35 protein-coding genes are annotated in these 21,968 nt (G+C 50.5%); 2 read left to right on the forward strand and 33 right to left on the reverse strand.

Annotated elements, in window-relative coordinates; genetic code table 11:
- Positions 1-74 precede the first annotated feature (74 nt).
- Both SYN6312_RS15005 and SYN6312_RS15010 read right to left on the reverse strand, forming a co-directional pair.
- A complete protein-coding gene (locus tag SYN6312_RS15005; protein WP_015125748.1) occupies positions 75-1,241 on the reverse strand; it encodes a homocysteine biosynthesis protein in 1,167 nt (388 codons plus the stop codon).
- Between the two features lie 14 nt (positions 1,242-1,255).
- A complete protein-coding gene (locus tag SYN6312_RS15010; protein WP_015125749.1) occupies positions 1,256-3,007 on the reverse strand; it encodes an alpha/beta hydrolase in 1,752 nt (583 codons plus the stop codon).
- Between the two features lie 506 nt (positions 3,008-3,513).
- On the opposite strand from SYN6312_RS15010, the gene SYN6312_RS15015 reads away from it, so the two are divergent.
- The gene (locus SYN6312_RS15015; RefSeq protein WP_015125750.1) at positions 3,514-4,134 is read left to right on the forward strand and encodes a hypothetical protein; all 621 of its coding nucleotides are present in this window, start codon (positions 3,514-3,516) and stop codon (positions 4,132-4,134) included.
- 36 nt (positions 4,135-4,170) lie between these two features.
- Here the strand turns inward: SYN6312_RS15015 and rpmE are convergent, their stop codons facing one another.
- The 30 genes from rpmE to rplC all read right to left on the reverse strand — a co-directional run bounded on the left by rpmE (position 4,171) and on the right by rplC (position 19,531).
- Positions 4,171-4,431 carry a 50S ribosomal protein L31 gene (gene rpmE, locus SYN6312_RS15020; protein WP_015125751.1) on the reverse strand — a complete coding sequence of 87 codons (261 nt, stop codon included), beginning with the start codon at positions 4,429-4,431 and terminating at the stop codon, positions 4,171-4,173.
- Between the two features lie 64 nt (positions 4,432-4,495).
- Positions 4,496-4,906: a 30S ribosomal protein S9 gene (rpsI, locus tag SYN6312_RS15025; RefSeq protein ID WP_015125752.1), complete on the reverse strand. Its 411-nt coding sequence runs from the start codon at positions 4,904-4,906 to the stop codon at positions 4,496-4,498.
- A 4-nt stretch (positions 4,907-4,910) separates the two neighbouring features.
- A complete protein-coding gene (gene rplM / locus SYN6312_RS15030; RefSeq protein WP_015125753.1) occupies positions 4,911-5,375 on the reverse strand; it encodes a 50S ribosomal protein L13 in 465 nt (154 codons plus the stop codon).
- Between the two features lie 42 nt (positions 5,376-5,417).
- Positions 5,418-6,266, reverse strand: coding sequence for a tRNA pseudouridine(38-40) synthase TruA (gene truA, locus SYN6312_RS15035; RefSeq protein WP_015125754.1), 849 nt, complete (start codon positions 6,264-6,266; stop codon positions 5,418-5,420).
- Between the two features lie 12 nt (positions 6,267-6,278).
- Positions 6,279-6,629 carry a 50S ribosomal protein L17 gene (rplQ, locus tag SYN6312_RS15040; RefSeq protein ID WP_015125755.1) on the reverse strand — a complete coding sequence of 117 codons (351 nt, stop codon included), beginning with the start codon at positions 6,627-6,629 and terminating at the stop codon, positions 6,279-6,281.
- 21 nt (positions 6,630-6,650) lie between these two features.
- Entirely contained in the window at positions 6,651-7,607 is a 957-nt protein-coding gene (locus tag SYN6312_RS15045) for a DNA-directed RNA polymerase subunit alpha (protein WP_015125756.1), read from the reverse strand.
- Positions 7,608-7,633: 26 nt separating this feature from the next.
- Positions 7,634-8,026, reverse strand: coding sequence for a 30S ribosomal protein S11 (gene rpsK, locus SYN6312_RS15050; RefSeq protein WP_015125757.1), 393 nt, complete (start codon positions 8,024-8,026; stop codon positions 7,634-7,636).
- Positions 8,027-8,111: 85 nt separating this feature from the next.
- Positions 8,112-8,492, reverse strand: coding sequence for a 30S ribosomal protein S13 (rpsM, locus tag SYN6312_RS15055; RefSeq protein WP_015125758.1), 381 nt, complete (start codon positions 8,490-8,492; stop codon positions 8,112-8,114).
- A gap of 35 nt (positions 8,493-8,527) precedes the next feature.
- Positions 8,528-8,641, reverse strand: a complete 114-nt coding sequence (rpmJ, locus tag SYN6312_RS19145; protein ID WP_015125759.1) for a 50S ribosomal protein L36 — start codon at positions 8,639-8,641, stop codon at positions 8,528-8,530.
- A 132-nt stretch (positions 8,642-8,773) separates the two neighbouring features.
- Positions 8,774-8,998 (reverse strand): translation initiation factor IF-1, encoded by a 225-nt coding sequence (infA, locus tag SYN6312_RS15065; RefSeq protein WP_011055956.1) that lies wholly within the window; start codon positions 8,996-8,998, stop codon positions 8,774-8,776.
- Positions 8,999-9,016: 18 nt separating this feature from the next.
- Complete coding sequence (locus SYN6312_RS15070; protein ID WP_015125760.1) at positions 9,017-9,568, reverse strand: adenylate kinase; 552 nt, start codon at positions 9,566-9,568, stop codon at positions 9,017-9,019.
- Positions 9,568-10,878 (reverse strand): preprotein translocase subunit SecY, encoded by a 1,311-nt coding sequence (gene secY, locus SYN6312_RS15075; RefSeq protein ID WP_015125761.1) that lies wholly within the window; start codon positions 10,876-10,878, stop codon positions 9,568-9,570. Before secY ends, SYN6312_RS15070 begins: the two co-directional genes overlap by 1 nt.
- Before the next feature lie 37 nt (positions 10,879-10,915).
- Positions 10,916-11,362 (reverse strand): 50S ribosomal protein L15, encoded by a 447-nt coding sequence (gene rplO / locus SYN6312_RS15080; protein WP_015125762.1) that lies wholly within the window; start codon positions 11,360-11,362, stop codon positions 10,916-10,918.
- 18 nt (positions 11,363-11,380) lie between these two features.
- Positions 11,381-11,905, reverse strand: a complete 525-nt coding sequence (gene rpsE, locus SYN6312_RS15085; protein WP_015125763.1) for a 30S ribosomal protein S5 — start codon at positions 11,903-11,905, stop codon at positions 11,381-11,383.
- A gap of 11 nt (positions 11,906-11,916) precedes the next feature.
- Positions 11,917-12,279, reverse strand: coding sequence for a 50S ribosomal protein L18 (gene rplR / locus SYN6312_RS15090; protein WP_015125764.1), 363 nt, complete (start codon positions 12,277-12,279; stop codon positions 11,917-11,919).
- Complete coding sequence (rplF, locus tag SYN6312_RS15095; protein WP_015125765.1) at positions 12,280-12,843, reverse strand: 50S ribosomal protein L6; 564 nt, start codon at positions 12,841-12,843, stop codon at positions 12,280-12,282.
- A 16-nt stretch (positions 12,844-12,859) separates the two neighbouring features.
- Positions 12,860-13,261 carry a 30S ribosomal protein S8 gene (gene rpsH, locus SYN6312_RS15100; protein WP_015125766.1) on the reverse strand — a complete coding sequence of 134 codons (402 nt, stop codon included), beginning with the start codon at positions 13,259-13,261 and terminating at the stop codon, positions 12,860-12,862.
- Positions 13,262-13,297: 36 nt separating this feature from the next.
- A complete protein-coding gene (gene rplE, locus SYN6312_RS15105; RefSeq protein WP_015125767.1) occupies positions 13,298-13,843 on the reverse strand; it encodes a 50S ribosomal protein L5 in 546 nt (181 codons plus the stop codon).
- 58 nt (positions 13,844-13,901) lie between these two features.
- Positions 13,902-14,246: a 50S ribosomal protein L24 gene (gene rplX, locus SYN6312_RS15110; protein ID WP_015125768.1), complete on the reverse strand. Its 345-nt coding sequence runs from the start codon at positions 14,244-14,246 to the stop codon at positions 13,902-13,904.
- Positions 14,247-14,615: a 50S ribosomal protein L14 gene (gene rplN / locus SYN6312_RS15115; protein ID WP_015125769.1), complete on the reverse strand. Its 369-nt coding sequence runs from the start codon at positions 14,613-14,615 to the stop codon at positions 14,247-14,249.
- A 9-nt stretch (positions 14,616-14,624) separates the two neighbouring features.
- Entirely contained in the window at positions 14,625-14,876 is a 252-nt protein-coding gene (rpsQ, locus tag SYN6312_RS15120) for a 30S ribosomal protein S17 (protein WP_015125770.1), read from the reverse strand.
- 2 nt (positions 14,877-14,878) lie between these two features.
- On the reverse strand, positions 14,879-15,106 hold the full coding sequence (rpmC, locus tag SYN6312_RS15125; RefSeq protein ID WP_015125771.1) for a 50S ribosomal protein L29: 228 nt from the start codon (positions 15,104-15,106) through the stop codon (positions 14,879-14,881).
- Positions 15,107-15,109: 3 nt separating this feature from the next.
- A complete protein-coding gene (gene rplP, locus SYN6312_RS15130) occupies positions 15,110-15,529 on the reverse strand; it encodes a 50S ribosomal protein L16 (protein ID WP_015125772.1) in 420 nt (139 codons plus the stop codon).
- A 39-nt stretch (positions 15,530-15,568) separates the two neighbouring features.
- Positions 15,569-16,303, reverse strand: a complete 735-nt coding sequence (gene rpsC, locus SYN6312_RS15135) for a 30S ribosomal protein S3 (protein ID WP_015125773.1) — start codon at positions 16,301-16,303, stop codon at positions 15,569-15,571.
- Positions 16,304-16,334: 31 nt separating this feature from the next.
- Positions 16,335-16,703, reverse strand: a complete 369-nt coding sequence (gene rplV, locus SYN6312_RS15140) for a 50S ribosomal protein L22 (RefSeq protein ID WP_015125774.1) — start codon at positions 16,701-16,703, stop codon at positions 16,335-16,337.
- A gap of 44 nt (positions 16,704-16,747) precedes the next feature.
- Positions 16,748-17,026 (reverse strand): 30S ribosomal protein S19, encoded by a 279-nt coding sequence (gene rpsS, locus SYN6312_RS15145; protein WP_015125775.1) that lies wholly within the window; start codon positions 17,024-17,026, stop codon positions 16,748-16,750.
- A gap of 45 nt (positions 17,027-17,071) precedes the next feature.
- Entirely contained in the window at positions 17,072-17,935 is an 864-nt protein-coding gene (gene rplB, locus SYN6312_RS15150; RefSeq protein WP_015125776.1) for a 50S ribosomal protein L2, read from the reverse strand.
- 14 nt (positions 17,936-17,949) lie between these two features.
- Positions 17,950-18,258 (reverse strand): 50S ribosomal protein L23, encoded by a 309-nt coding sequence (locus tag SYN6312_RS15155; RefSeq protein ID WP_015125777.1) that lies wholly within the window; start codon positions 18,256-18,258, stop codon positions 17,950-17,952.
- Positions 18,248-18,880 (reverse strand): 50S ribosomal protein L4, encoded by a 633-nt coding sequence (gene rplD / locus SYN6312_RS15160; RefSeq protein ID WP_015125778.1) that lies wholly within the window; start codon positions 18,878-18,880, stop codon positions 18,248-18,250. The genes SYN6312_RS15155 and rplD overlap by 11 nt, the downstream gene beginning before the upstream one ends.
- Before the next feature lie 12 nt (positions 18,881-18,892).
- The gene (gene rplC / locus SYN6312_RS15165) at positions 18,893-19,531 is read right to left on the reverse strand and encodes a 50S ribosomal protein L3 (protein WP_015125779.1); all 639 of its coding nucleotides are present in this window, start codon (positions 19,529-19,531) and stop codon (positions 18,893-18,895) included.
- Positions 19,532-20,051: 520 nt separating this feature from the next.
- Between rplC and SYN6312_RS15170 the strand changes: the two genes are divergently transcribed.
- On the forward strand, positions 20,052-20,246 hold the full coding sequence (locus SYN6312_RS15170; protein ID WP_015125780.1) for a hypothetical protein: 195 nt from the start codon (positions 20,052-20,054) through the stop codon (positions 20,244-20,246).
- A 141-nt stretch (positions 20,247-20,387) separates the two neighbouring features.
- Here SYN6312_RS15170 and SYN6312_RS15175 read toward each other — a convergent pair whose 3' ends face one another.
- Complete coding sequence (locus SYN6312_RS15175) at positions 20,388-21,485, reverse strand: cupin domain-containing protein (RefSeq protein WP_253276371.1); 1,098 nt, start codon at positions 21,483-21,485, stop codon at positions 20,388-20,390.
- Positions 21,486-21,968: the final 483 nt, after the last annotated feature.

The following is a 21,968-nucleotide window of genomic DNA, read 5'->3' on the forward strand; positions in this document are numbered from 1 at the left end:
GAACAGCCATTCCCTTTGATTATCCCCCGGAAAGCCGTCTGCACAAACAGCTCCTTAAATTTCCGTTTGGCTATCTAGCTTTCCCAGAGGTTTTGGGGAAGAAAGGCCCGATCCATAGCCAAGGGGGCAACGGGTTCGGTTAATAAAAATTTTCCCGCTTGGATCCAGGCCTGGAGTTCTTTGGCAACTTGCCGACCGAGATAAATACTACTTAACGGCGCAGTACGGACGGTTTTTCCTTCAATTTTGATCTTCCCAGACTTGAGTTGTGCATAGCTGACCAGGCCAAAGGTGGGACGGACTCGACGCGGAATCGAAAAATCCACCACCGGGGCCACCACATCCTCATCTTGTACCGCACAGTGATAAATAACCCGTTCATCCAAAACTGGCAGGGGAATTCCCACTCCTAACATTAAAGAGGAGCCATAATGCTTAAAATAGCAGCCCCGCACCCATTCAGGCGTCATGGTTTTGGCATCACCAATTAAAGCCAGAGTCGCCGCTGGGCCAATGGGAGTTTGATTTTCTAGGCGTTTTTGTAAGGGAAAATGTTGCGTCCCTTCCCAGGCCACATAGCCAATCCCACCGCCTAAAAAAATCCGCGTCCCAATCCCAATTAAACGCAGGTGGGGATCATTCAACAACGGAGCCGAAGCCCCCGGATGGGCATAAACAGCATTACCCAATTGGGGTTGTAAAGGACCCAGATAGGTATGGAGCAGACGTTCCCCGCCATTAACCCCAACAATAAAGTTCTGATAAAGATTTCGGGGATTATAGAGATAAAACTGGTTGATGGTGTCTTTGGTAATTGTGGTTTCAAAGCTGGCCCGTGGATAACAGTCCGTCACTTGTCCCGTCGCCCGCAGTTGGACTGGCTTCCCGGCAATGAGATTGGCAATGACCTGCCCCCCGCCCCGTTCTTCCGTGTCTGTTTCGAGGGGAGATTCCACCGCCTTGGCTGCCCCAATGTACAAATCCACAGCCCCAAACCCCGTATAGGCCGGAACCCCATCTAACCAGCATTGCCGAAGCTTAATCGGCGGATCCGTTGGCCCCAGGTTGATCATCCCCCCTGATGCTTCCATCGCTTCAAAGGTGCCGGTGGTTACCACATCCACCTGTTTGGCAATTTCAGGAATCCCCAACTCCTTGGCCTGGGCTTTCACCTGATCGACTGTCCAAACCGTCGCTGTGCCAGCTTGGATTTTGGCGTTAATTTCGGCAATGGTGCGCATGAAAACCATAAGCTCTAGTGGGCCAGCATAACAGGAGGGGGTGAAACAGGTTGATCTAGGTTTTGCAACGCAGAGTTGAGGGCTGTCGCATTCCAGGCCTGGGTAATGTGAATGGTTAAGGGAGGTTGACTCAAGGCCTGGGCCGCCGCCGCACTCAGATAGACCTCCATCGATCGATCCTGGTGAAGATAGGTATTCACAAAGGCTAAACTCAACGCCCGTAAATAATATCGCGATTGTCGTGGAGTCGGGCCAATTAGAGCTATTGGGATCGGCATCCCTGCAGTATCAGATCGGGATTGGCCAATGGTAGAAAAATGGGTCGCCTCATCCATCAAGACCAGATAGCGGTGGGGAGTCTTGAGCCAAGTAAAGGGAAGTACCTGTTCGGCTAGGGCTGGGGCAATGGTATCGGCACTCCCAGCAACTATCATCACGGGAACGCGTACCGCCGCTAATCCAGCCGGGCCAAAAATCTTGCTACTGATGGGGTTGATGGCCAAAACGGCCTTGACGCGAGGGTCAGTCAAGGTACCCGTATCTGGAGGAAGGGACAGGGCCTGGCATTGGAGGAGGAGTGAGACATTCAGGGAGACACTAAGGGAGGGTGGACAGTTTTGCTTCAGTTTGGCTCGATTTAAGGCTGCGCCTGCCAATCTTAAGGCCGTATATCCACCAAAGGATTGCCCAATCACTAGTACTTCTTGGGGGTTGACACGTCCTGGCCAAGGCCGTAAATAGGCGGGATATTGGCTTAACTGATTCAAAATAAATGAAATATCCAAGGGACGATCAATAAATTCCTGCCCAGCCCGCAGACTGTCCGAGTCCCCCCCTGAAAAGGACAATAACTGTTGCATTGAGCTACCCGGATGTTCAATGGCTGCCACCGCCAAACCATGGGAGGCCAAATGTTCCCCCAAATAGGCATAACTATAGCGATCGGCACCTAAACCGTGGGAAATCACCACCAGGGGAATCGGGGTGGGTGGGGGCGGCGTGGGTAGATAGATCTCTACATTGAGGGTGCGGGGTTGGCCTGTGCGCGCCAATCGGATTGAGGAATTATCAGTAACGGCCCAAGAAAGAATCTGGACACGCCAAGGCCCCGGTTCCGTTAAGGCCTGCATGGATTGGGGCGAAATCGGGGCCTGGTTAGCCGCCTCAGCCCGGCTTTGTTCACGGACGCTAGCCAAAACAGATTGACTCTGCCGCACTAGCAATTGAAAGGTTTTCAGAATTTCTAAGCCCTTGGTTAAATCTACCCGCATTGCTTTAGCTGGATAGTGACGAATTAAGCTCAAGGCCGAAAGTCCTTGGGGATCTGTAGCGGCGAGAATCAGGGCAGCGCGTAACGCTTGGGCATTGGCCTGGCGCGATTCTGACTGAACCACCGTACTGACCTGATCCAACATTGCCTCACCCAAGGGTGAATAGAGTAACTGGGCCACTGCCACAGGCTCCAAGATTAATCGTTCTTGTAATGCTGTGCGTAGCTGTTCCCGTTGATGAGGGGCCAAAGCGTCTAAATAGGCTCGTAAACGTCTAGAGGTCTTTCCAGTTTCAGCATAGTGGGTTAACTCTGACAAGCTAATGGAGCGTTCAAGAATGAAGTAACTGACAACAACCCGCTCTGCCCCGAATACAAGAATTGACTGTCCCCAGGCCAGCATCACACCGATCACGCCAACCCGCATAACCCACGCCAGAGACTGAATCAACGGTCGCACATCAGCCAACTGGAACAGAGGGCGATAACTGTCCACAACATTTGCCCTAACAAGATTGCCAAGAACTATCGGGATGCTTATAGCCTAGGGCCATACCCATCAACCCATAGGTAATGTTAAACCTTAACCCTAGAGAGACCCTAGGAAAGCTGAGGATGCCCATCAGTTATGCAATAGGCAATGACCTTTAACAGCTTCCTCTAGTTTAGTCCGAAATTTAACTCCGCCGACCGCCACAGCTTAACAGAATGGATTGGCGGCAAGCATAAATTACCTTAAGGAATAGAACTATTAACTGAGAACTTAGATATGTGAGACGAGGCAACAAAGAGAAATGCTACCTGGGCTTTGTTCAATAAACAGGTTTACTGACGGTTAATCTAGATAGTGGACATGGCTCATTTAGGACTAGGCAGAGATGGGGTGGGAAATATTTTATGAGCAATCCTTTTGAACCTCATATTCTCTTGAAAAAATCTGAGTAACACTATAATGGCCAGTGCCCTGATCTTCCCTAAATACCTTGGTATGGCAACTCATCCATGAACTTGAAAAAAAAGGATACACCCATATCCCCCTTTGCGGAGGTGATTGCTACCAGTACAGCTGAGTTTACGGCCCAATGTCTAGAGAGTCCAAATTTAGATTTTCCGGTTTTACCAGCCCTAGGCAGTTGGGTTAAGACCATTGATGAACTGAGCGGGCAAGCGGTTTATGCCATTGTCTGTTATGCTGCTGCTGCTCCGATGGACTCTATTCATCGGGCCCAGGCCTTGGGACTTAGCCTCCAGCAATTGCGCCTAGAGCAGCCCCAAATTTTTGCGATGATCAAAGCTGAATTTCGGACGGCAATTATGGGCTTTCAAGGCAATGGACAAACTTATCAGCATCTCCCACCTCAACCCCCCCAGATCCACCAAGCCGTCTATCCCTGCACTAGCTTGGAACTCAGCCCGTTTGCCCAAAATCCCCTCTTTTTACGGACAATTCTGCATTTCGGGGGCGGCCCAGTGGATGCAGTCATCGCGGCCACTTTACGGCAAATGTATCAGCAGCAAAACTATGACCAGGCCTGGTTAATCCAAGCCGGCCGTAACTTAAATACTCTCCTCAAAGAAGACTATGACCGCCTCCGGGGAATTCTCGAACAAATTCATCCCTAAAGATGGCCACAGTGGAATTTAGGTTTTTGGCAAGGCTTATTTTTTGTCTTTACTCGCTTTGGCTTTGGTCGGCCGATTGCCCTTGACCGCCCCTTCCCGACTATATTTCCGGCGGAATCGCTCGACCCGACCTTCAGCATCGAGAATTTTCTGAGTTCCAGTAAAGAAGGGATGATTCCCTGACCAGACATCCACATGGAGTTCCGGTTTGGTTGAGCCAACGGTCATGACGAGTTCGCCGTTGCAGTAAACTTTGGCTTCGGGATACCACTCAGGATGAATATTTGCTTTGGGCATAGTTAGGCTCCGATGTGCTTCAAGAAAAGATTGGCTGATTTTTAAAAGGCTGCGAATTGCCAAATTAACGTTTGGAATATTGCGGGGCTTTGCGGGCTTTGCGCAACCCATATTTTTTCCGTTCCTTAGCCCGTGGATCCCGAGTCAGATAGCCTTCTACTTTCAGGGGTTTACGATTTTCCCCATCCAACTGGCATAAGGCCCGGGCAACACCTAAGCGAATGGAGTCGGCCTGGCCGGTTAAACCACCGCCGTGGGCATTGACCAAAATATCGTAGCTACTTTCCAGGCCCAAGGTTTCTAAGGGAGCTTTGGCGAGGGCAATATAACCAGGGTTGAAATTGAGATACTGCTCACCAGGGCGATCATTGATGATCAGTTGACCCGTACCGGGGACAAGACGCACCCTGGCAATCGAAGACTTCCGCCGGCCCGTACCAAGATAAACAGCGCGCTTAGATTCGGCAATTTGCATGGAATTACACTCCTGGGATCGTAGAAATGGTTAGGGTTTCTGGCTTTTGGGCCGCGTGGGGATGATTGGGGCCAGCATAGACTTTCAGCTTAGTGAACAGTTTCCGTCCCAAGGAATTTTTGGGCAGCATCCCTTTGATCGCTTGCTCAATAATCCGCTCAGGAATCCGGGCCTGGAGTTGGGTAAAGGTCTCCGTTTTCATCCCGCCGGGCCGACCCGAATGGCGGCGATAGACTTTTTGGCTCCGTTTTTTCCCCGTAACCGCCACTTTCTCCGCGTTGATAATCACTAAAAAGTCACCTGCGTCCATGTGGGGGGTATAGGTGGGTTTATTTTTTCCCCGTAACACGCGGGCTGCTTCGGTCGCCAAACGCCCTAACCGCTGATCGGCCGCATCAATGACGTACCATTGGGGATCGAGTTCCGTGACAGGGGGTAAATAGGTTTTATTTAGATTCGTTGTGGTCATAGGATTATTCTCATGGTGATTAGGCAGTGATCAAGCAAGGGATCAAGCAATGGACAAATCTGAATCAGCCGGGGATAGACACCAGCGAGGCAAGGTATCAAACCACACCTCCTGGGACAGAGGAAAATCTGGATAGCCAACCCGCAATAGGCAAAGCCCCTTGGCCGGAGCCGAATACTTTACTTCATTGCGACAATTTTGCTGCCAAATCCGGGTAAAGTCCAAACTAGAACACTGCCCAGAGCCAACCTGTACCAGCAGGCCAACCAACAGCCGCATCATCCCGTAAAGAAAGCCACTGGCCTGGACTTCAATTTCTACCACTGCCCCCCGCCGTTGACAGGAGACTTCTTGAACTTCCACCCAAGTATGGGGACGACTTGATCCAGCCCGTTCAAAAGCGGCCAAGTTCTGCTGCCCTAAGAGGGGGACTAGGGCAGCCTGCATCTGCTCTACATCTAAGCTGTGATGGTAGTAATGCCAGGCTAAGGGAGCAATAAACAGGTTTGGACAAGGATCAGTATAGAGAGTGTAACGATAGCGCCGCCAGATGGCGGAAAACCGGGCGTGCCAGGCCAAAGGAACCGCCACTGCCCCCCGAACTAAAATGTCCTTGGGTAACCGACCATTGAGGATGGCTGGCCAGCGATGGGCAGGAATTACAGCATTGGTATCAAAATGGGCCACTTGGGCAGCGGCGTGTACCCCAGTATCAGTGCGACCGGCCCCGTGTAAACGAACCGGTTCACCAAGCACTCCACTAATAGCCGACTCAATTTCGGACTGGATGCTCCGTTGTCGGGGTTGCCATTGCCAGCCATGATAGTGAGTCCCCAGGTACTGAATAACCAAGGCGATTCGCTGTTGTGTATCTCCGACCAGGCCTGCCATGATAGTTGCTCGTTAAACTAACTCAATCACAGCCATTTCCGCATTATCACCCCGCCGACGGACGGTGCGGATAATCCGGGTATAACCACCAGGTCGTTGGCCATAGCGTTCAGGGGCCTGGGCAAAGAGGGAATGGACTAAGTTCTTGTCAAAAATGTATCCCAAGGCCTGCCGCCGCGCTGCTAGTGATCCATCCTTAGCCAGGGTGATCATTTTGTCCGCATGAGCCTGGACGGCCTTGGCCCGAACTTTGGTGGTGGTGATCCGACCATGACGAATTAACTCGGTGGTCAAACTCCGCAACAGGGCCTTACGCTGATCCGCAGGCAAACTTAATTGGGGGACACGACAACGGTGACGCATAACAGTACCTCCACGACTTCATTAATTACGGGCTGGTTTCTGGGGCGGTAAAGTAATCCCCAAATGCTTTTGCAAAGCTTCGATGACTTCTTCCGCTGACTTTTGCCCAAAGTTCTTAATTTCAAGCAAGTCTTCCTGGGAATATTCCAGGAGATCGGCCACCGAATTAATTTGGGCCCGCTTCAAGCAGTTGTAGGCCCGCACCGATAAATTCAAACTTTCAATTTGGATTTGACCGGCTTCATCATTGTCATCCCCACGGGTGAGTTCCGCCGTATGGAGGGGAGCTTCCTTGAGGGGATTAAATAATTCCACCAAAATGCTTGCCGATTGGCTCAATGCTTCTTGGGGGCTGATACTGCCATTCGTCCAAATTTCCAGGGTCAAACGATCCTTGAAGGGTCGATCATCCTCCCCAGGCCCACCAACCCGAATATCATCAACGGTGTAGTTCACCTTCTGTACAGGCATAAACACCGCATCTAGTTGCAAATAGTCGAGAGCTAAGCGATCGTCTCGACTGCGATCAATGCTCCGATAGCCAGTCCCCCGCTCAATCTTAAATTCCATTTCCAAGGTAGCTTCCGGCATTAAGGTGGCAATGTAGTGGCCTGGATTAATCACCTCGACATCGGAAGACAGTTGAATATCATCGGCCGTTACGGTCGCAGGCCCTTGGATATGGAGACGACCAATTTGAGATTCGTTGGTATAGCTGCGCAAAACAAGCTGCTTCATCTGCAGGAGGATATCCATGACATCTTCCCGTACCCCCGGAATGGTCATAAATTCATGGGTGACACCCGCAATTCGTACCGCCGTTACTGCCGTTCCCACCAAACTCGATAAGAGGATGCGCCGTAAGGCATTCCCAACTGTCATCCCCTGCCCCCGTTCTAAGGGTTGAAGGATAAAGCGACCATAGTGGCTGGAGTCGGGATTAACCCGAGTTTCTACACATTCAATCTGATAAGACATTGAGCCAAATTCTCCTGCTGTTAGCTCTAAACTCGCCGCCGTTTGGGGGGCCGGCAACCGTTGTGGGGAATGGGGGTGACATCCCGAATCAAGGTGATTTCCAGGCCTGAACCTTGGAGGGCGCGAATAGCGGTTTCCCGTCCCGAACCTGGGCCGCTGACCATTACCTCAATCTGCCGCATTCCTTGATCAATCGCCCGCCGGGCCGCACTATCGGCAGCAGTTTGAGCCGCAAAGGGAGTTCCTTTTTTGGCCCCCTTAAAGCCACTGGAACCGGCAGAGGCCCAAGAAATGACCTCCCCGTTGGTGTCTGTAATCGAGATAATCGTGTTGTTAAAAGTGGATTGGATGTGGGCCACGCCGCTAGGGACATTGCGCTTTTGTTTGCGAGGGCCAGAACGTTTGGGGGATGGAGCCATAACTTAAACCTGAATCATGTGAAGGAATTGACAGTCAAAAAGGGAGATCAAACTGTGACAGGGAGGCATCAAAAACTCCCAAGCCCTATTTCTTAGCCGCAGCTTTTTTCTTGCCGGCCACAGTCCGTCTGGCCCCCCGCCTTGTGCGCGCATTGGTGCGTGTCCGCTGACCTCGCACAGGTAAGCCCATCCGATGCCGACGGCCTCGATAGGTGCCAATATCCATCAATCGTTTGATGTTCATGGCTTCAATACGACGTAAGTCTCCCTCGACATCGTATTCGTCAATCGTTTGCCGGAGAGACAAAACATCGCCATCTACTAGGTCTTTTACCCGCGTGTCAGGATTGACCCCCGTCTTTGCCAAGATTTCCTGGGAACGGGTTAGGCCAATGCCATAAATATAAGTGAGGGCAATTTCTACCCGCTTGTCACGGGGCAAATCTACGCCAGCAATCCGGGCCACAAGTCGTTCTCCCTAAACTGAATGAATAAACAAAATTAACCTTGCCGTTGCTTATGCTTGGGGTTGGTGCAAATCACCATGACGCGTCCGCGGCGGCGAATAACACGGCATTTTTCACAAATTTTGCGGACAGAGGCTCTAACTTTCATAATGATCGCTTATATAGTCGCAAATATAGGATTGTAGCAAAGATTACAGGTCATATCAAGAGTTTTTGGGAATTGGGCGGCTACCTGCCAACACAGCAGCAATATTCTGATCAACAGTGAACCCAATTCCAATTATTTTTTCCGTAAACGATAGGTAATTCGCCCTTTTGTGAGGTCATAGGGGGTGAGTTCCACCTTGACTCGGTCACCGGGGAGAATTTTGATATAGTTACGACGAATTTTGCCGGAAATATGGGCTAAGACATTAAACCCGTTATCTAAGTCCACCCGAAACATGGCATTGGGTAAAGACTCAGTCACCGTGCCTTCAATTTCAATCGCATCCTGTTTAGACAAGCAAGCTCCTTTTGATGATCATGAGGTTATCGCTGTTTTAATTGCCGTTGATACGGTTGCAATGGATTCCATACCATCAATGCGGACAAACCTTGGATGATCCTGATAGCTGAGAATCATCGGCAAGGTTTCTTCGGCATAGACCCGTAAACGATCCTGAATGACCTTCGGATCGTCGTCCTGACGCTGACGACCGAGGAGGCGCTGGCTGAGAATCTCCGGCTGGACTTCCAGGAATAAGAGATAGTCATAGCCTTGCTTGGTGCGTTGAAGCATCTCTTCCAAAACCTTGGCCTGGTTGGCATTACGGGGGAATCCATCCAAGAGCCAACCCGACTGAGCATCCGCCTGGGCCAAGCGTTTTTCCACCATATCAACCACCAGTTGATCGGGAACCAGTTGGCCGCTGTCCATATAGACTTGGGCCTGCTGACCAAGTTCACTCTTTTTAGCCCGCTCGGCTCGAAGAATGTCCCCTGTGGAGATATGAGGAATATGGAAGTGATCCACTAAAAAAGCTGCCTGTGTTCCCTTCCCGGAACCTGGACCGCCAAACAAAATCAACCGCATTACTGTTTCACCATCCCTTCATAGCGTTGGGAGATCACATAGGTTTGAATCTGTTTAGCCGTATCAATAGCCACACCCACCAAGATCAGCAAAGAGGTTGCCCCCAGGCCTTGGAAGGTTGTCACCCGCGTTGCACTTTCGACAGCCGTTGGCACAATGGCCACTAGCCCTAAGAAAATAGCCCCCAGCAATGTCAAGCGATTTAAGACTTTTTCGATGTAATCTGATGTGGCTTTTCCGGGGCGAATTCCCGGAATACTGGCACCCATTTTTTTCAAGTTTTGGGACATATCCACGGGATTCACCACTAGGGAGGCGTAGAAGTAACTAAAGAAAAGGATTAAAACCAGATAGAACATGACATAGACCCAAGGCGTTGGCCCCCCGGGAGAAAGATAGGCGGCAACTTGGGCAACAACGGCATTTTGACTAAATTGAGCCAGAGTGGAGGGTAAAATCAACATTGCCGAAGCAAAAATAATCGGCATCACCCCACCTTGATTCAGGCGCAGGGGTAAATAGCTAGTTTGCTCGCGGTACAATCGCCGTCCGACTTGTCGCCGGGCAGAAACAATCGGAATCCGGCGTGTGCCTTCCTGAACAAAAACAATCCCGACAATCATGACCAGAAAGACAAGGGCCAGTACAATAATTCCGCCAATGCTGCCCCCACTTTCAGCCAAGGCAATGGTTTGTCCCACAGAACTGGGGAGGTAAGCAACAATGCTCAAGAAAATCAGCAAGGAAGCCCCGTTACCAATGCCACGTTCGGTGATTAATTCCGAAACCCACATCACAAACATGGAACCAGCCGTTAGGGCTAAGGCCGTTTCCGCTAAGAATAGAGAACCTGGTGTCAGGGCTGCGCCTGGAATGGAGTTAACAAAAATGGCAATCCCCGTGCTTTGAATGATGGCCCAACCCAAGGCCACGTAGCGGGTGATTTGGGAAATTTTTCGCCGTCCGGCTTCCCCTTCATCCTTTTGTAATCGCTCTAAGGATGGTAAAGCCGCAGTCATCAACTGCATGATGATCGAAGCATTGATATAGGGCAGAATCCCCAGGGCAAAAATACCTAAAGCTGAGATACCACCCCCAGAAAAAATATCTAAAAAGCGGATGACAGAATTATTTTGAACCGCCGCCGCAAAGACTTGGCGATCAATGCCAGGAACAGGTAAATAAATTCCTAGTCTGACTAGAATTAACAGTCCTAATGTGACTAAGACCCGACTGCGTAATCCTGCGGCCTGGGCCATTTGCATGAATGTTTCTTGGGCTGATGGCGTTTTACCGCGACTGACAACCATACCTGATACCTCTGCACCTAACTTGCTTTGCTTTGGATTATCCAGTCACCGTACAAGAACCACCTGCTTGCTCGATCTTGGCCTGAGCAGATTGAGTAAAGGCTGCCGCTGTGACCTGGAGGGCTACAGACAATTCACCGTCTCCCAAAAGCTTGAGGGGGCCGTCGTTGGTAGTGACAATCCCAACTTCCATTAGGGAATCAAGGGTGATCACACTGTTAGCAGCTAAATCATTCAGGCGACCGACATTGATTGTAGTGTAGGACTGGCGATTGACAACCGTAAAGTGCTTCAGTTTTGGAACCCGCCGATAGAGAGGATTTTGCCCCCCTTCAAAACCTGGGCGAGTCGGCCGTCCGGAGCGAGATTTTTGCCCCCGCATGCCAAAGCCCCCGCTAGCCCCTTGTCCAGCTGCAATTCCCCGCCCAATTCGTCTGCCCCGTTTCCGAGAGCCAGCTTGCGGTTGAATATCCGTAAGTCGCATGGTTGATTTTCCTCGAAGTTATTGGCTATAGAGTTGTTGGATGGAAATTTCCCGCTCTTCAGCAACTTCTGCCAAAGTCCGCAGGGATGCTAAGGCTTCAATCGCAGCCCGGGCATTATTGAGAGGGTTGCTGGAGCCGAGTTGTTTGGCAAGCACGTTCCGCACCCCAGCCAATTCTAAAACAGTACGAACGGCCCCACCGGCAATTACCCCTGTTCCTGGGGCTGCTGGGCGAATCAAAACACGGGCTGCACCCCCTTCCCCCGTTGTTGGGTGGGGAATTGAATTGGCTTTAGTAATTGGAATTTCTACTAGGTGCTTTTTACCATCGGCCACGCCTTTCTTGACAGCCCCAATCACATCAGCGGCTTTACCCACGCCCACACCAACTTGTCCCCGTTCATTGCCAACAACAACAATGGCTCGGAAACTAAGCTTTTTACCGCCTTTAACGACCTTAGAGACACGGCGAATTTGGACAACCCGCTCTTGCCAGTCTGTTTCTTTCTCTGCTTTGCGTGAACCTTTGCGACGACTTGCCATCAACTTATCCTCTAAAATTCCAGACCTGCTTCCCTTGCTGCATCCGCTAGGGCCTGAACCCGTCCGTGATACAGATTGCCACCCCGATCAAATACGACTTCCTTAATACCAGCAGCTAAAGCCCGTTTGGCGAGGGATTGGCCTACGGCCACCGCCGCTTGACAACTCCGACCATGACTAAATTGTTCCTTGAGTTCAGGTTCAACCGTAGAAGCAGCAACAAGAGTGTGCTGTTGATTATCGTCAATCACTTGAGCATAAATATGCTGATGAGAACGAAAAACAGCTAAACGCGGACGGGCGGCTGTTCCAGAAACTTTGCGCCGAATCCGCCGATGCCGACTTTGGGTTGCTTCTGTGCGTGACTGTTTCATCTATTTTTTCCCTGTCTTCCCGACCTTACGACGAACTGCTTCACCGGCATAGCGAATTCCTTTGCCCTTGTAGGGTTCAGGAGGGCGCACAGCTCGGATTTGGGCGGCCAAGTTGCCGACTTGCTCTTTGTCAATACCCGACACCAAGATCAGAGTACCTTGGGTGACTTTTTTACCTTGGTTGTCTTCTAACTCAAAGGTAATGCCAGTTGGGGGATCAATCTCCACCGGGTGACTGTAGCCAACACTTAAGACCAGCTTTGTCCCTTGAAGGTTGGCCCGGTAACCAATCCCTTGAATTTCTAAGCGCTTACTAAAGCCTTGGGCAACTCCCTCGACCATATTAGCGACTAGGGTGCGACACAGACCATGACGCTGACGAGCTGGCCGAGATTCATTGCGGCGACTGACAAGAATTGTGCTGCCCTCTTGTAAGACCTCAACTTCAGCAGGTAACACACGGCTAAGTTGACCTTTAGGGCCTTTGACCGTTACCTCTTGCCCAGCTAATGCCAGTGAGACCTTGTCGGGGAGAGGAATGGGCCGTTTACCAATACGAGACATAAATTAACTCCCAGGTTTACCAGACATAACAAAGGACTTCACCGCCGATGCCCTGCTTCCGAGCCTCTCGGTCGGTCATAATCCCGCTAGAAGTAGAGATAATGGCAATGCCAATCCCACCTAAAACCCGGGGCAGTTCCTGACGGTTAGCATAAACACGCAGGCCTGGTTTGCTGACTCGTTTTAGGGCTGTGATGATCGGTTGCCGCTGCTTACCACGGTACTTGAGTCCAACCACAAGTTGTTGTTTGATTCCTTCCCCTTCGACTTTGAAGTCTTCTATAAAGCCTTCAGCCTTGAGGACTTGAGCAATGTTACGGGTCATCCGAGTGGCGGGGATAGTTGTCGTTTGATGCCGGGCCAGGTTCGCGTTGCGGATCCGGGTAAGCATATCGCTGATGGTGTCGTTTACTGCCATAGGTACTCCTAAAAGATTCTGACCTCCTGGGGGTGATTAATTCTCACGAAAGGGCATACCCAACGCCTTAAGTAAGGCTCTCCCTTCCTCATCAGTTTTAGCGGTAGTGATGATCGAGATGTCCATCCCGCGAATCTGATCGATATCGTCATAATTAACTTCTGGGAAGATGAGTTGCTCCCGCAGTCCGAGAGTAAAGTTACCGCGGCCGTCAAAGCTTTTGGGATTGATGCCTCGAAAGTCACGAATTCGAGGTAAAGCCAAGTTTATCAGCCGATCTAAAAAGGCGTACATCCGATCAGCACGCAGTGTAACCATCACGCCAACCGGCATACCTTGACGAATCTTAAAGCCAGCAATTGCTTTTTTAGCCCGAGTTACAACCGGCTTTTGCCCCGTAATTCTGGCAACTTCGGCTAGGGTTGCTTCTAGGGATTTGGCGTTTTGAGCGGCTTCCCCCAGGCCCCGGTTGACCGTTACTTTGACCACTTTGGGAACTTGATGAACATTGCTGTACTTAAATTGCTGCTGAAGTTGGGGGACAGCAGTTTCTTGATATAGGGTTTTCATGCGTGAACTCATAGCTGGCTCTCCTTATAGGCTCTGGGCTGGGTCAGAGACTTAGATTTCAATCAAAAGACTAATCAATAATTTCCCCGGTTTTCTTTAGCATCCGTACCTTCTTGCCAGCTTCGGTATAGGTATAACAAATCCGACTGGCCACGTTCTGCTTGTTGGAGTAGAGCATGACGTTAGAACTGTGGATGGGAAATTCTTTGTTGACAATCTGTCCTGCTTCACCTTCTTGTTGGGGTTTGACATGCTTGGTTTTAATGTTTACACCCTTGACAACGACTTGGCTTTTCTTAGGGAAAACTGCTAGCACTTCTCCGACCTTAGCCTTGTCGTCACCGGCAATGACTTGAACGGTATCCCCTTTTTTGACATGCATCCGATAACGGATCGGTGGTTTTGTCGTAGCCATTTAGAGTACCTCCGGAGCCAGAGAAACGATTTTAGTAAAGTTTTTATCCCGCAGTTCCCGAGCAACTGGGCCAAACACCCGAGTTCCCCGGGGGTTGCCTTCTGCATTGATTAAGACAGCAGCATTATCATCAAAACGAATACTCATGCCACTGTCACGACGAATAGTTTTGCGGGTTCGGACAATGACGGCTCGGACGACATCAGATTTTTTGACGGCCATGTTAGGTGTGGCATCTTTAACCGTTGCGATAATTACATCCCCGACGCTGCCATAGCGACGGTTACCACCACCAAGAACACGGATACAGAGGAGTTTTTTCGCCCCGCTGTTGTCCGCCACGTTGAGATAGGTTTCCTGTTGAATCATGACTGTCTCCTAAGCCGATATTGTCGCTGTCAGGATCTCGATCACCGTCCACCGCTTAGTACGGCTTAAGGGACGAGTTTCTTGAATACGGACTCGATCACCCACTTTGCAGCGGTTTTCTTCGTCGTGGGCTTTATAGCGGTTGGTTTTGACCACGATTTTGCCGTACTTGGGGTGAGAGGAGCGATTTTCCACCGCTACCACAACAGTTTTTTCCATTTTGTCGCTGACAACAACGCCAACCCGTTCTTTAACTGCCATGATTAACCTTCTCCTGTGCTGGAATGAGTGATACCCAGTTGCCGCTGACGTTCGAGGGTCATGAGTTGGGCCAGAGTATGACGCAAGTGTTTATACTGGTGGGGCTTGACTTCCCGACGGGTGGCCTGGGCAAACCGCAGATCAAAGAGTTGCTTTTTTATTTCTGCAATTTTTTCATCTAGGGATTGGTCACTTAAATCCACAAATTCTGACATTTTAGTTAGTGCCATCTCTTAAGCCTCCACCTCTGGGCGAACAATAAAGCGGGTTTTAATCGGCATTTTGAAGGCTGCTAGGCGCATAGCTTCTCGAGCCGTTGCTTCCGGAACCCCATCAATTTCGTACATGATCCGGCCGGGTTTAACCACCGCTACCCAGAACTCAGGAGAGCCTTTACCGGAACCCATCCGAGTTTCTGCAGCTCTCATTGTGACTGGCTTATCGGGGAAAACGCGAATCCAAATTTTGCCCCCCCGGCGGATGTAGCGCGTCATAGCGCGCCGTCCAGCTTCGATTTGGCGAGAGGTAATCCAGGCCGGCTCGAGGGCTTGCAAGGCAAATTTACCGAAGCTGATATCACTGCCCCGAGTTGCCAGGCCTGCCATCCGACCCCGTTGTTGCTTGCGAAATTTAGTACGCTTAGGACTTAACATGATTCCAATCCTTGACGGTTAAATATTCTGGAGGAGACCTTAAGATTCATTACGGGAAGAACGATCTTCAAAGTTACGTCGTTGCCGTGGGGGACGTTGACGGGGTTGTTCCCGTCCGAAATCGGGGTCGGGCTGCTGGCCAGGGAGGACTTCACCTTTGAATATCCAAACTTTTACCCCGAGGATTCCGTAAATCGTCTTGGCCGTCCGATAGGCGTAGTCAATATCGGCCCGTAGGGTGTGCAAAGGAACGCGCCCCTCCCGAGTCCATTCCGTCCGAGCAATTTCTGCCCCGTTCAGGCGACCCGCAACTTGGATTTTGATCCCCTCCACACCTGCACGCTGGGCCCGTTGAATCGCTTGCCGAACCGCCCGCCGAAACGCCACACGCCGTTCCAACTGCTGGGTAATATACTCAGCTAGTAAGCCCGCTTCGGCATCAACCCGAGTGACCTCTACCACATTGACCTTGACGCTGCGGCCTGGGGGTAAGAGTTTTTTTAGGCTCAAACGCAGATTTTCAATTCCAGCCCCACCCTTACCAACAACTACACCAGGCCGGGCGGTACGGACCTGCAACTCTACTTGATCTGCTTTGCGTTCGATTCGCACATCGGCAATACTCGCACCCGCTAAGGTTTTTTCAATGTACTGGCGAATACGGTGATCCTCTTGGAGAAGTTCGGGATAGCGACTCGCATCCGCATACCAACGAGAGCGGTGATCCTGAGTAATGCCGAGGCGAAAGCCAATAGGGTTGATTTTTTGTCCCACGATTTATTACCTACTCAATACCTAAGATGAATTACTCTTCAGACTTTGCTTCGGCCACAGAAATGGTGATGTGGCAAGTTGGTTTACGGATTTGATAAGCCCGCCCCTGCGCCCGTGGCCTGAACCGTTTCAAGCTAGGACCTTGATCGGCGAAAGCTTCGTAAACAATCAAGTCAGCCGGATTGATCCCCTGATTATGCTCAGAGTTGGCCGCCGCCGAGCGTAAAACCTTAGTGATCGGATCACAGGCCCGGTACGGCATAAACCGCAAGATAATCAGGGCTTCCCGATAGGAGCGACCCCGCAATTGGTCTAAGACCCGCCGGACTTTATGGGGAGACATCCGCACATACCGGGCTGTCGCCTTGCTGCCAATTCTAGTGATGGTTGGTGTTGCCATAGTAGTTATCTCTGGGACTCAATTCCTTGCAAATCTGGAGGGCATTAGTAACGGGCTTTTTTATCGCCTTTGACATGGCTGCGGAAGGTGCGGGTTGGGGCAAATTCACCCAATTTATGACCGACCATTTGCTCGGTGACAAAAACGGGAACATGTTGACGGCCGTTATGAACCGCAATTGTGTGACCAATCATCTCCGGCAAAATCGTGGAGGCCCGTGACCAGGTTTTAATCACTTGCTTATCATTGCGAGCATTGAGAGCCTCGACTTTCCGCAAGAGATGGTCGGCAACAAATGGCCCTTTTTTGAGTGAACGTCCCATAATCTTTACTCCCTAAGCATTTCCCTGTGTCATCGTTACCATCCGTTAGGATTGCCGCCCACCGCGACCCCGTTTCGAGGACTTCCGCCGCCGCCGGACAATTAAAGCATTGCTGAGTTTTTTCTTTTTGCGGGTCTTATAACCGAGAGTGGGTTTACCCCAAGGAGTGACGGGGCCACTGCGACCAATGGGGGCACGCCCTTCACCACCACCATGGGGGTGATCCACCGGATTCATTACTGAACCGCGAACCTTGGGACGACGGCCTTTCCAACGATTCCGGCCCGCTTTCCCCATGCTGAGGTTGCTGTGATCGACATTCCCAACCTGACCAATGGTGGCAAAGCATTCTTTCCGGAATAGGCGCACTTCCCCTGAGGGCAACTTCAGCGTCACCATATCCCCTTCCTTCGCAACCACTTGGGCCATGGCCCCGGCCGCCCGTACCATCTGCGCCCCCCGGCCTGGGGTGATTTCCACGTTATGGACAGAAGTTCCCAAAGGAATTTTGCCTAAGGGCATGGCGTTACCAATCTCGATGGGGGCTTCAGCACTGGCAATAATTTTGGTGCCAGGGGTCAAGTTGCGAGGATGGAGGATGTAACGTTTTTCTCCATCTTCATAGTTAATTAAGGCAATCCGGGCATTCCGGTTGGGGTCATATTCCACTGTCGCCACCTTGCCGGGGACGTCCACTTTATTCCGGCGAAAGTCCACATCCCGATAGCGACGTTTGTGGCCACCACCCCGCCGCCGGCTGGTAATAACCCCCCGGTTATTGCGCCCTTTTTTGCGATGTTTGCTACCCGTTAGAGACTTCTCCGGCGAGTCTGTCGTAATTTCAGCAAAATCAGAGACAGACTTTTGGCGAGTACTGGGAGTATAGGGTCGGTAAGCTCGAATGCCCATGAATTGTTACGCTCCTAAACGTCGGGGAAGAGGGTAATGGTGTCGCCAGCGGCTAAGGTAACAATGGCGCGCTTGTACTGAGGCCGAAAGCCAGCAAATTTACCCACACGCCGTGCTTTCTTGGGAGGGTTATAGGTATTAACCGCTGTTACCTTGACTGAAAAAAGCTCTTCAATGGCATCTTTGATTTGAATTTTGTTGGCCCGTGGATCTACATCAAAGGTGTATTGATTGTTTTCGAGGGCAATGGTGGCCTTTTCCGTGACAATTGGGCGGCGAACCAGATCTGCTAATGAGCGAGGGTTGTTAATTCTACTCACCATAAACCTCCTGAATTTTGGCGATGGCTTCACTGGTGGCCACAATACTGTCGGCATGGAGCAGATCAAAAACATTAAGTTGATCCGCAGCAATCAGTTTCAAACGGGGGACATTGCGGGCAGAAAGATAAATGTTTTCCTGCCGCTCCGCAGTAATGAGGAGAACCTTGCTCCCGGTCTCAACACCCCATCGTGTAAGGGCATTGATCAGTTCTTTGGTCTTGGGGCGAGGCAGTTGTTCGGCAAAATCTTGGACGACAATTAAAGCCTCACTGCGACTCATTAAGGCCGTGCGTAGGGCCAACCGCCGCTCTTTCCGATTCATTTTTTGGGAGTAGTCCCGCGGTTTTGGACCAAAAATGACACCACCCCCGCGCCAGAGGGGAGAACGATTTGAGCCTGCCCTGGCCCGACCTGTCCCTTTTTGCTTCCAGGGCTTGCGACCACCCCCACTAACCTCGGCCCTGGTTTTGGTCGAGACAGTTCCTTGGCGGGCATTGGCTAGCTGCCGTACGACTGCTCGATGGAGAATGTGGCTTGCGGTGGTTTCTTTGGCTACGGCTAGTTCCAGTTCTGCCGCTCCCGCTGAAGTACCTTGCCAGTCTTTAACAACACATGAAACCATTATTCTGCCTGCCTATTTCTGTCCAACGATAGTAGCGGGAAGGATGTTAACTAAAGCTCCAGGTTTGCCAGGTAAGGCCCCTTTGATTAACAAGAGATTACGTTCAGCATCAACTCGAACAATTTGGAGTTTGCGAACGGTAACTCGGCAGTTCCCCAGTTGCCCTGCCATCCGCTTGCCGGGATAGACGCGACCGGGGGTTGTACCGGCCCCAGTTGAACCCGGAAGGCGGTGGTTTTTAGAACCATGTGCCATTGGCCCCCGTTTGAAGTTGTGACGTTTTTGATAACCCGCAAAACCACGTCCGATGCTTGTACCAACCACATCCACCAATTTTCCAGCTTCAAAAATATCCACGGTGATGGGTTGCCCCAGTTGATAAGAGCTAACATCCTCGAGACGATACTCTTGGAGATGGCGGAGGGGATTCGACTCACTTTTGGACAAATGCCCCATTTCTGGTTTACTGAGGGCTTTTTCCTTGGTTTCGCCATAGCCCAATTGAATCGCGGTGTAACCATCGGTGGCTTTAGTTTTAATTTGGGTAACAGGGCAGGGGCCAGCTTGGACAACCGTGATTGGCACGGCTTTGCCGCTGTCATCAAATATTTGGGTCATCCCCAGTTTTGTCCCTAAAATGCCAATGGCCACTGTCCTTACCTCGTTCTATCAGCTACCGTTTACCCGACTCATGACCACAGGTGCAATTTTTAGACAGGAATAGGCATTTCCAAGGAATTTGAACCTGGAAGCGTCTAAGGAGTCTGTTTTGCGGAGCCAACTTGGTAGGGTGGCGGTTAACCAGGCCCTAGAGACCAAAGTTATGTGATCAAGCTATTTCCAAACACGGGAGGCGAAAACCATCAAAATAGTAGAGACTAACCGTGCTTGAAGAGAGGGGCAGCCTAGACTTGAACCATAAAATTAAGACTAAGTTATGACTCAGTATCTAATTTCGGCCGCAATCATTAACTATAAATGATCCAGGCCTGGATTGTCTAGATATTTCAGATCAATTTTTCCCAGGATTGGGTGACTGAGTCTGAACCTCCCCAAAATGTCCGCACTACTGGGTTCTGTCTGGAGGACAAGGGGCAGTAGTTTTCAGTCTGGGAAAATGGATTCTCTAAAGAAATATAAGCCTATCCCCAGGGCAAGGTTACTTTTTCTCTTGGCCAGACCAGGGGATAACCAGGATGATGACGAATTACGACGGAAAAAACTATTTGAAGCGGCCCGCTTCACCTTGCGTTCACCATTATCCCAGGGAACCTTGGTGGCCGATGAAGTTGCCTTAGAAAAACAATCGAGGTGGGCCTGGTCTTGTGTCAAGATTGGGCGAAACGGCGGCGAAACTGACTGGTGATTTGCCCGGACTCTCTGCGGAAACGATGGGAAATTGAACTAAGGGACAAATTTAGTCGGAGACATCCTAAAATCGTATTTTTTATAAGTTGTTTGGTTCCTTCTAAAATCACATCTCGCAAGAGAGTAAGTCCAATCTCTTTTACTTCCCAGGCCTGGCAAAGAGTTTTTTCTGCCGTGGTAACCGTGACAATAAATTAGCTGGGACTTGAAACGTATTCCCAACCACTGAATCAGGATTACTAGCAATCCAACCCGTCAGTTCAATACTTTCGTACTCCCCAGCATCAAAGACTAGCAGCACATCCATCGGTTTATGACTTGGATTACGGAGCGCATGGCCATAGCCTTTGGGAATGTAACCCACATCTCCGGTTTTGAGCGTGCTGATACTGGCTTTACCCTCAGAGGCAAAAACAGTCAGTTCCATTTCTCCATCTAGAATGTATTGCCATTCATCGGCGTTAGGATGCCAGTGGGGTTGGCGAATAGCTCCCGGTTCTAAATGAATAATTCCCCCAGCCATATTGAAACTAGCTGGAAACTCCTTATTACTGGCCAGCAAAATTGTATTTTGATCTTCAACTGCAAAGAAGGGTTGGGCCGCTAAGTCGTGAACGTGAGTGACTTCCAAACGGGGGATGTTGGGATTGCGGGGTTGGGTAGTCGCAAGGGGGCCTGGGGCTGGCGGACGACGAGAGATATAGACTTGTTTATTCGGTAAGCCTTGAACTTGGGTCGCCGTTAAACCGAGCGCGTCTTGTACCCAGGAAATGGGCATATGGGAGACCCAATCCGTAATGCTGAACGTAGCCCCTTCTGAAAATGTGCCGTCATTAAAGACCAGAATGAATTTGGCAGTCCCAGGCCCCAGGCCCTCAATGCTATGCCCCCACCCTCGCGGAAAGTACCATAACCCTCCTTGATCTACATCCGCAATTTGGACATTACCATCGGGACTCGTCAAGGTAATCCGAGTCCGGCCAGAGATAACATAGGCCCATTCGGCCGCATTAGCATGCCAGTGAAGTTCCCGAATTGCGCCTGGTTCCAGAGTCATGTAAACCCCCGCCATGCCCTTGCTCACCGGAAAGTTATAGGTCCCGACCTGCTTGGTGGTACCGCCGTCATAGAGGGTGAGGGGGGTTTGATGAAATGGGTAACTGAAGGCGGGTAAATCTTTGCCCCAGACCACCCCTGAGAGGGAGTGCCATTGACTCGATTGAGAGAGGGCCGGCAAGAGCCAACAAGAGCTTCCAATAAGAAGTAAGACTAGGCAGATTAAGAACAGGCGAAATTTACTGAAAAGTTGGGAATATGGCTTAAATAACCGGGATAGGGATGCCATGGATGTTCGGGAAGCTCATTATTTTATAACGGCTTTTAATCCTAGCATTAACCTTTGAGACCCATGCAAGTTGTAATACTTCTTTTTATTCTTATCTTCAACTCAAAAGACCTTAAACCACTTGTTAAAAGAAGCAACAAATTCTAGTCCTTGCTTATTCATAAAATTATTTGAGGGGACAACTCCAGGCCAGTGCAATCATTGACGCAGCAAGCTATATCCCCGAGTTGTCAAAATTGTCCCGGCGCATTCGGATATGCCATATAATCAAATGCCTATAAATGCAAGGTGTCGCGGCTAGCCCGATTACGGCACTTAACCAAGTTGCTGAATACTATAAGGTCTTATCTGAACTCAGTCGCCTAGTACTCTGTA

Origin of the sequence: Synechococcus sp. PCC 6312 (assembly GCF_000316685.1) — a bacterium.
In the GTDB taxonomy this organism is placed as follows: Bacteria; Cyanobacteriota; Cyanobacteriia; order Thermosynechococcales; family Thermosynechococcaceae; genus Pseudocalidococcus.

Excerpts from the sequence above, each read along its gene's own strand:
- SYN6312_RS15005 (WP_015125748.1), bottom strand. The coding sequence starts at position 1,241 with ATGCGCACCATTGCCGAAATTAACGCCAAAATCCAAGCTGGCACAGCG.
- SYN6312_RS15015 (WP_015125750.1), top strand. The coding sequence starts at position 3,514 with ATGAACTTGAAAAAAAAGGATACACCCATATCCCCCTTTGCGGAGGTG.
- rpmE (WP_015125751.1), bottom strand. The coding sequence starts at position 4,431 with ATGCCCAAAGCAAATATTCATCCTGAGTGGTATCCCGAAGCCAAAGTT.
- rpsI (WP_015125752.1), bottom strand. The coding sequence starts at position 4,906 with ATGCAAATTGCCGAATCTAAGCGCGCTGTTTATCTTGGTACGGGCCGG.
- rplM (WP_015125753.1), bottom strand. The coding sequence starts at position 5,375 with ATGACCACAACGAATCTAAATAAAACCTATTTACCCCCTGTCACGGAA.
- truA (WP_015125754.1), bottom strand. The coding sequence starts at position 6,266 with ATGGCAGGCCTGGTCGGAGATACACAACAGCGAATCGCCTTGGTTATT.
- rplQ (WP_015125755.1), bottom strand. The coding sequence starts at position 6,629 with ATGCGTCACCGTTGTCGTGTCCCCCAATTAAGTTTGCCTGCGGATCAG.
- SYN6312_RS15045 (WP_015125756.1), bottom strand. The coding sequence starts at position 7,607 with ATGTCTTATCAGATTGAATGTGTAGAAACTCGGGTTAATCCCGACTCC.
- rpsK (WP_015125757.1), bottom strand. The coding sequence starts at position 8,026 with ATGGCTCCATCCCCCAAACGTTCTGGCCCTCGCAAACAAAAGCGCAAT.
- rpmJ (WP_015125759.1), bottom strand. The coding sequence starts at position 8,641 with ATGAAAGTTAGAGCCTCTGTCCGCAAAATTTGTGAAAAATGCCGTGTT.
- SYN6312_RS15070 (WP_015125760.1), bottom strand. The coding sequence starts at position 9,568 with ATGCGGTTGATTTTGTTTGGCGGTCCAGGTTCCGGGAAGGGAACACAG.
- secY (WP_015125761.1), bottom strand. The coding sequence starts at position 10,878 with ATGGTTGTCAGTCGCGGTAAAACGCCATCAGCCCAAGAAACATTCATG.
- rplO (WP_015125762.1), bottom strand. The coding sequence starts at position 11,362 with ATGCGACTTACGGATATTCAACCGCAAGCTGGCTCTCGGAAACGGGGC.
- rpsE (WP_015125763.1), bottom strand. The coding sequence starts at position 11,905 with ATGGCAAGTCGTCGCAAAGGTTCACGCAAAGCAGAGAAAGAAACAGAC.
- rplR (WP_015125764.1), bottom strand. The coding sequence starts at position 12,279 with ATGAAACAGTCACGCACAGAAGCAACCCAAAGTCGGCATCGGCGGATT.
- rplF (WP_015125765.1), bottom strand. The coding sequence starts at position 12,843 with ATGTCTCGTATTGGTAAACGGCCCATTCCTCTCCCCGACAAGGTCTCA.
- rpsH (WP_015125766.1), bottom strand. The coding sequence starts at position 13,261 with ATGGCAGTAAACGACACCATCAGCGATATGCTTACCCGGATCCGCAAC.
- rplE (WP_015125767.1), bottom strand. The coding sequence starts at position 13,843 with ATGAGTTCACGCATGAAAACCCTATATCAAGAAACTGCTGTCCCCCAA.
- rplX (WP_015125768.1), bottom strand. The coding sequence starts at position 14,246 with ATGGCTACGACAAAACCACCGATCCGTTATCGGATGCATGTCAAAAAA.
- rplN (WP_015125769.1), bottom strand. The coding sequence starts at position 14,615 with ATGATTCAACAGGAAACCTATCTCAACGTGGCGGACAACAGCGGGGCG.
- rpsQ (WP_015125770.1), bottom strand. The coding sequence starts at position 14,876 with ATGGCAGTTAAAGAACGGGTTGGCGTTGTTGTCAGCGACAAAATGGAA.
- rpmC (WP_015125771.1), bottom strand. The coding sequence starts at position 15,106 with ATGGCACTAACTAAAATGTCAGAATTTGTGGATTTAAGTGACCAATCC.
- rplP (WP_015125772.1), bottom strand. The coding sequence starts at position 15,529 with ATGTTAAGTCCTAAGCGTACTAAATTTCGCAAGCAACAACGGGGTCGG.
- rplV (WP_015125774.1), bottom strand. The coding sequence starts at position 16,703 with ATGGCAACACCAACCATCACTAGAATTGGCAGCAAGGCGACAGCCCGG.
- rpsS (WP_015125775.1), bottom strand. The coding sequence starts at position 17,026 with ATGGGACGTTCACTCAAAAAAGGGCCATTTGTTGCCGACCATCTCTTG.
- rplB (WP_015125776.1), bottom strand. The coding sequence starts at position 17,935 with ATGGGCATTCGAGCTTACCGACCCTATACTCCCAGTACTCGCCAAAAG.
- SYN6312_RS15155 (WP_015125777.1), bottom strand. The coding sequence starts at position 18,258 with ATGGTGAGTAGAATTAACAACCCTCGCTCATTAGCAGATCTGGTTCGC.
- rplD (WP_015125778.1), bottom strand. The coding sequence starts at position 18,880 with ATGGTTTCATGTGTTGTTAAAGACTGGCAAGGTACTTCAGCGGGAGCG.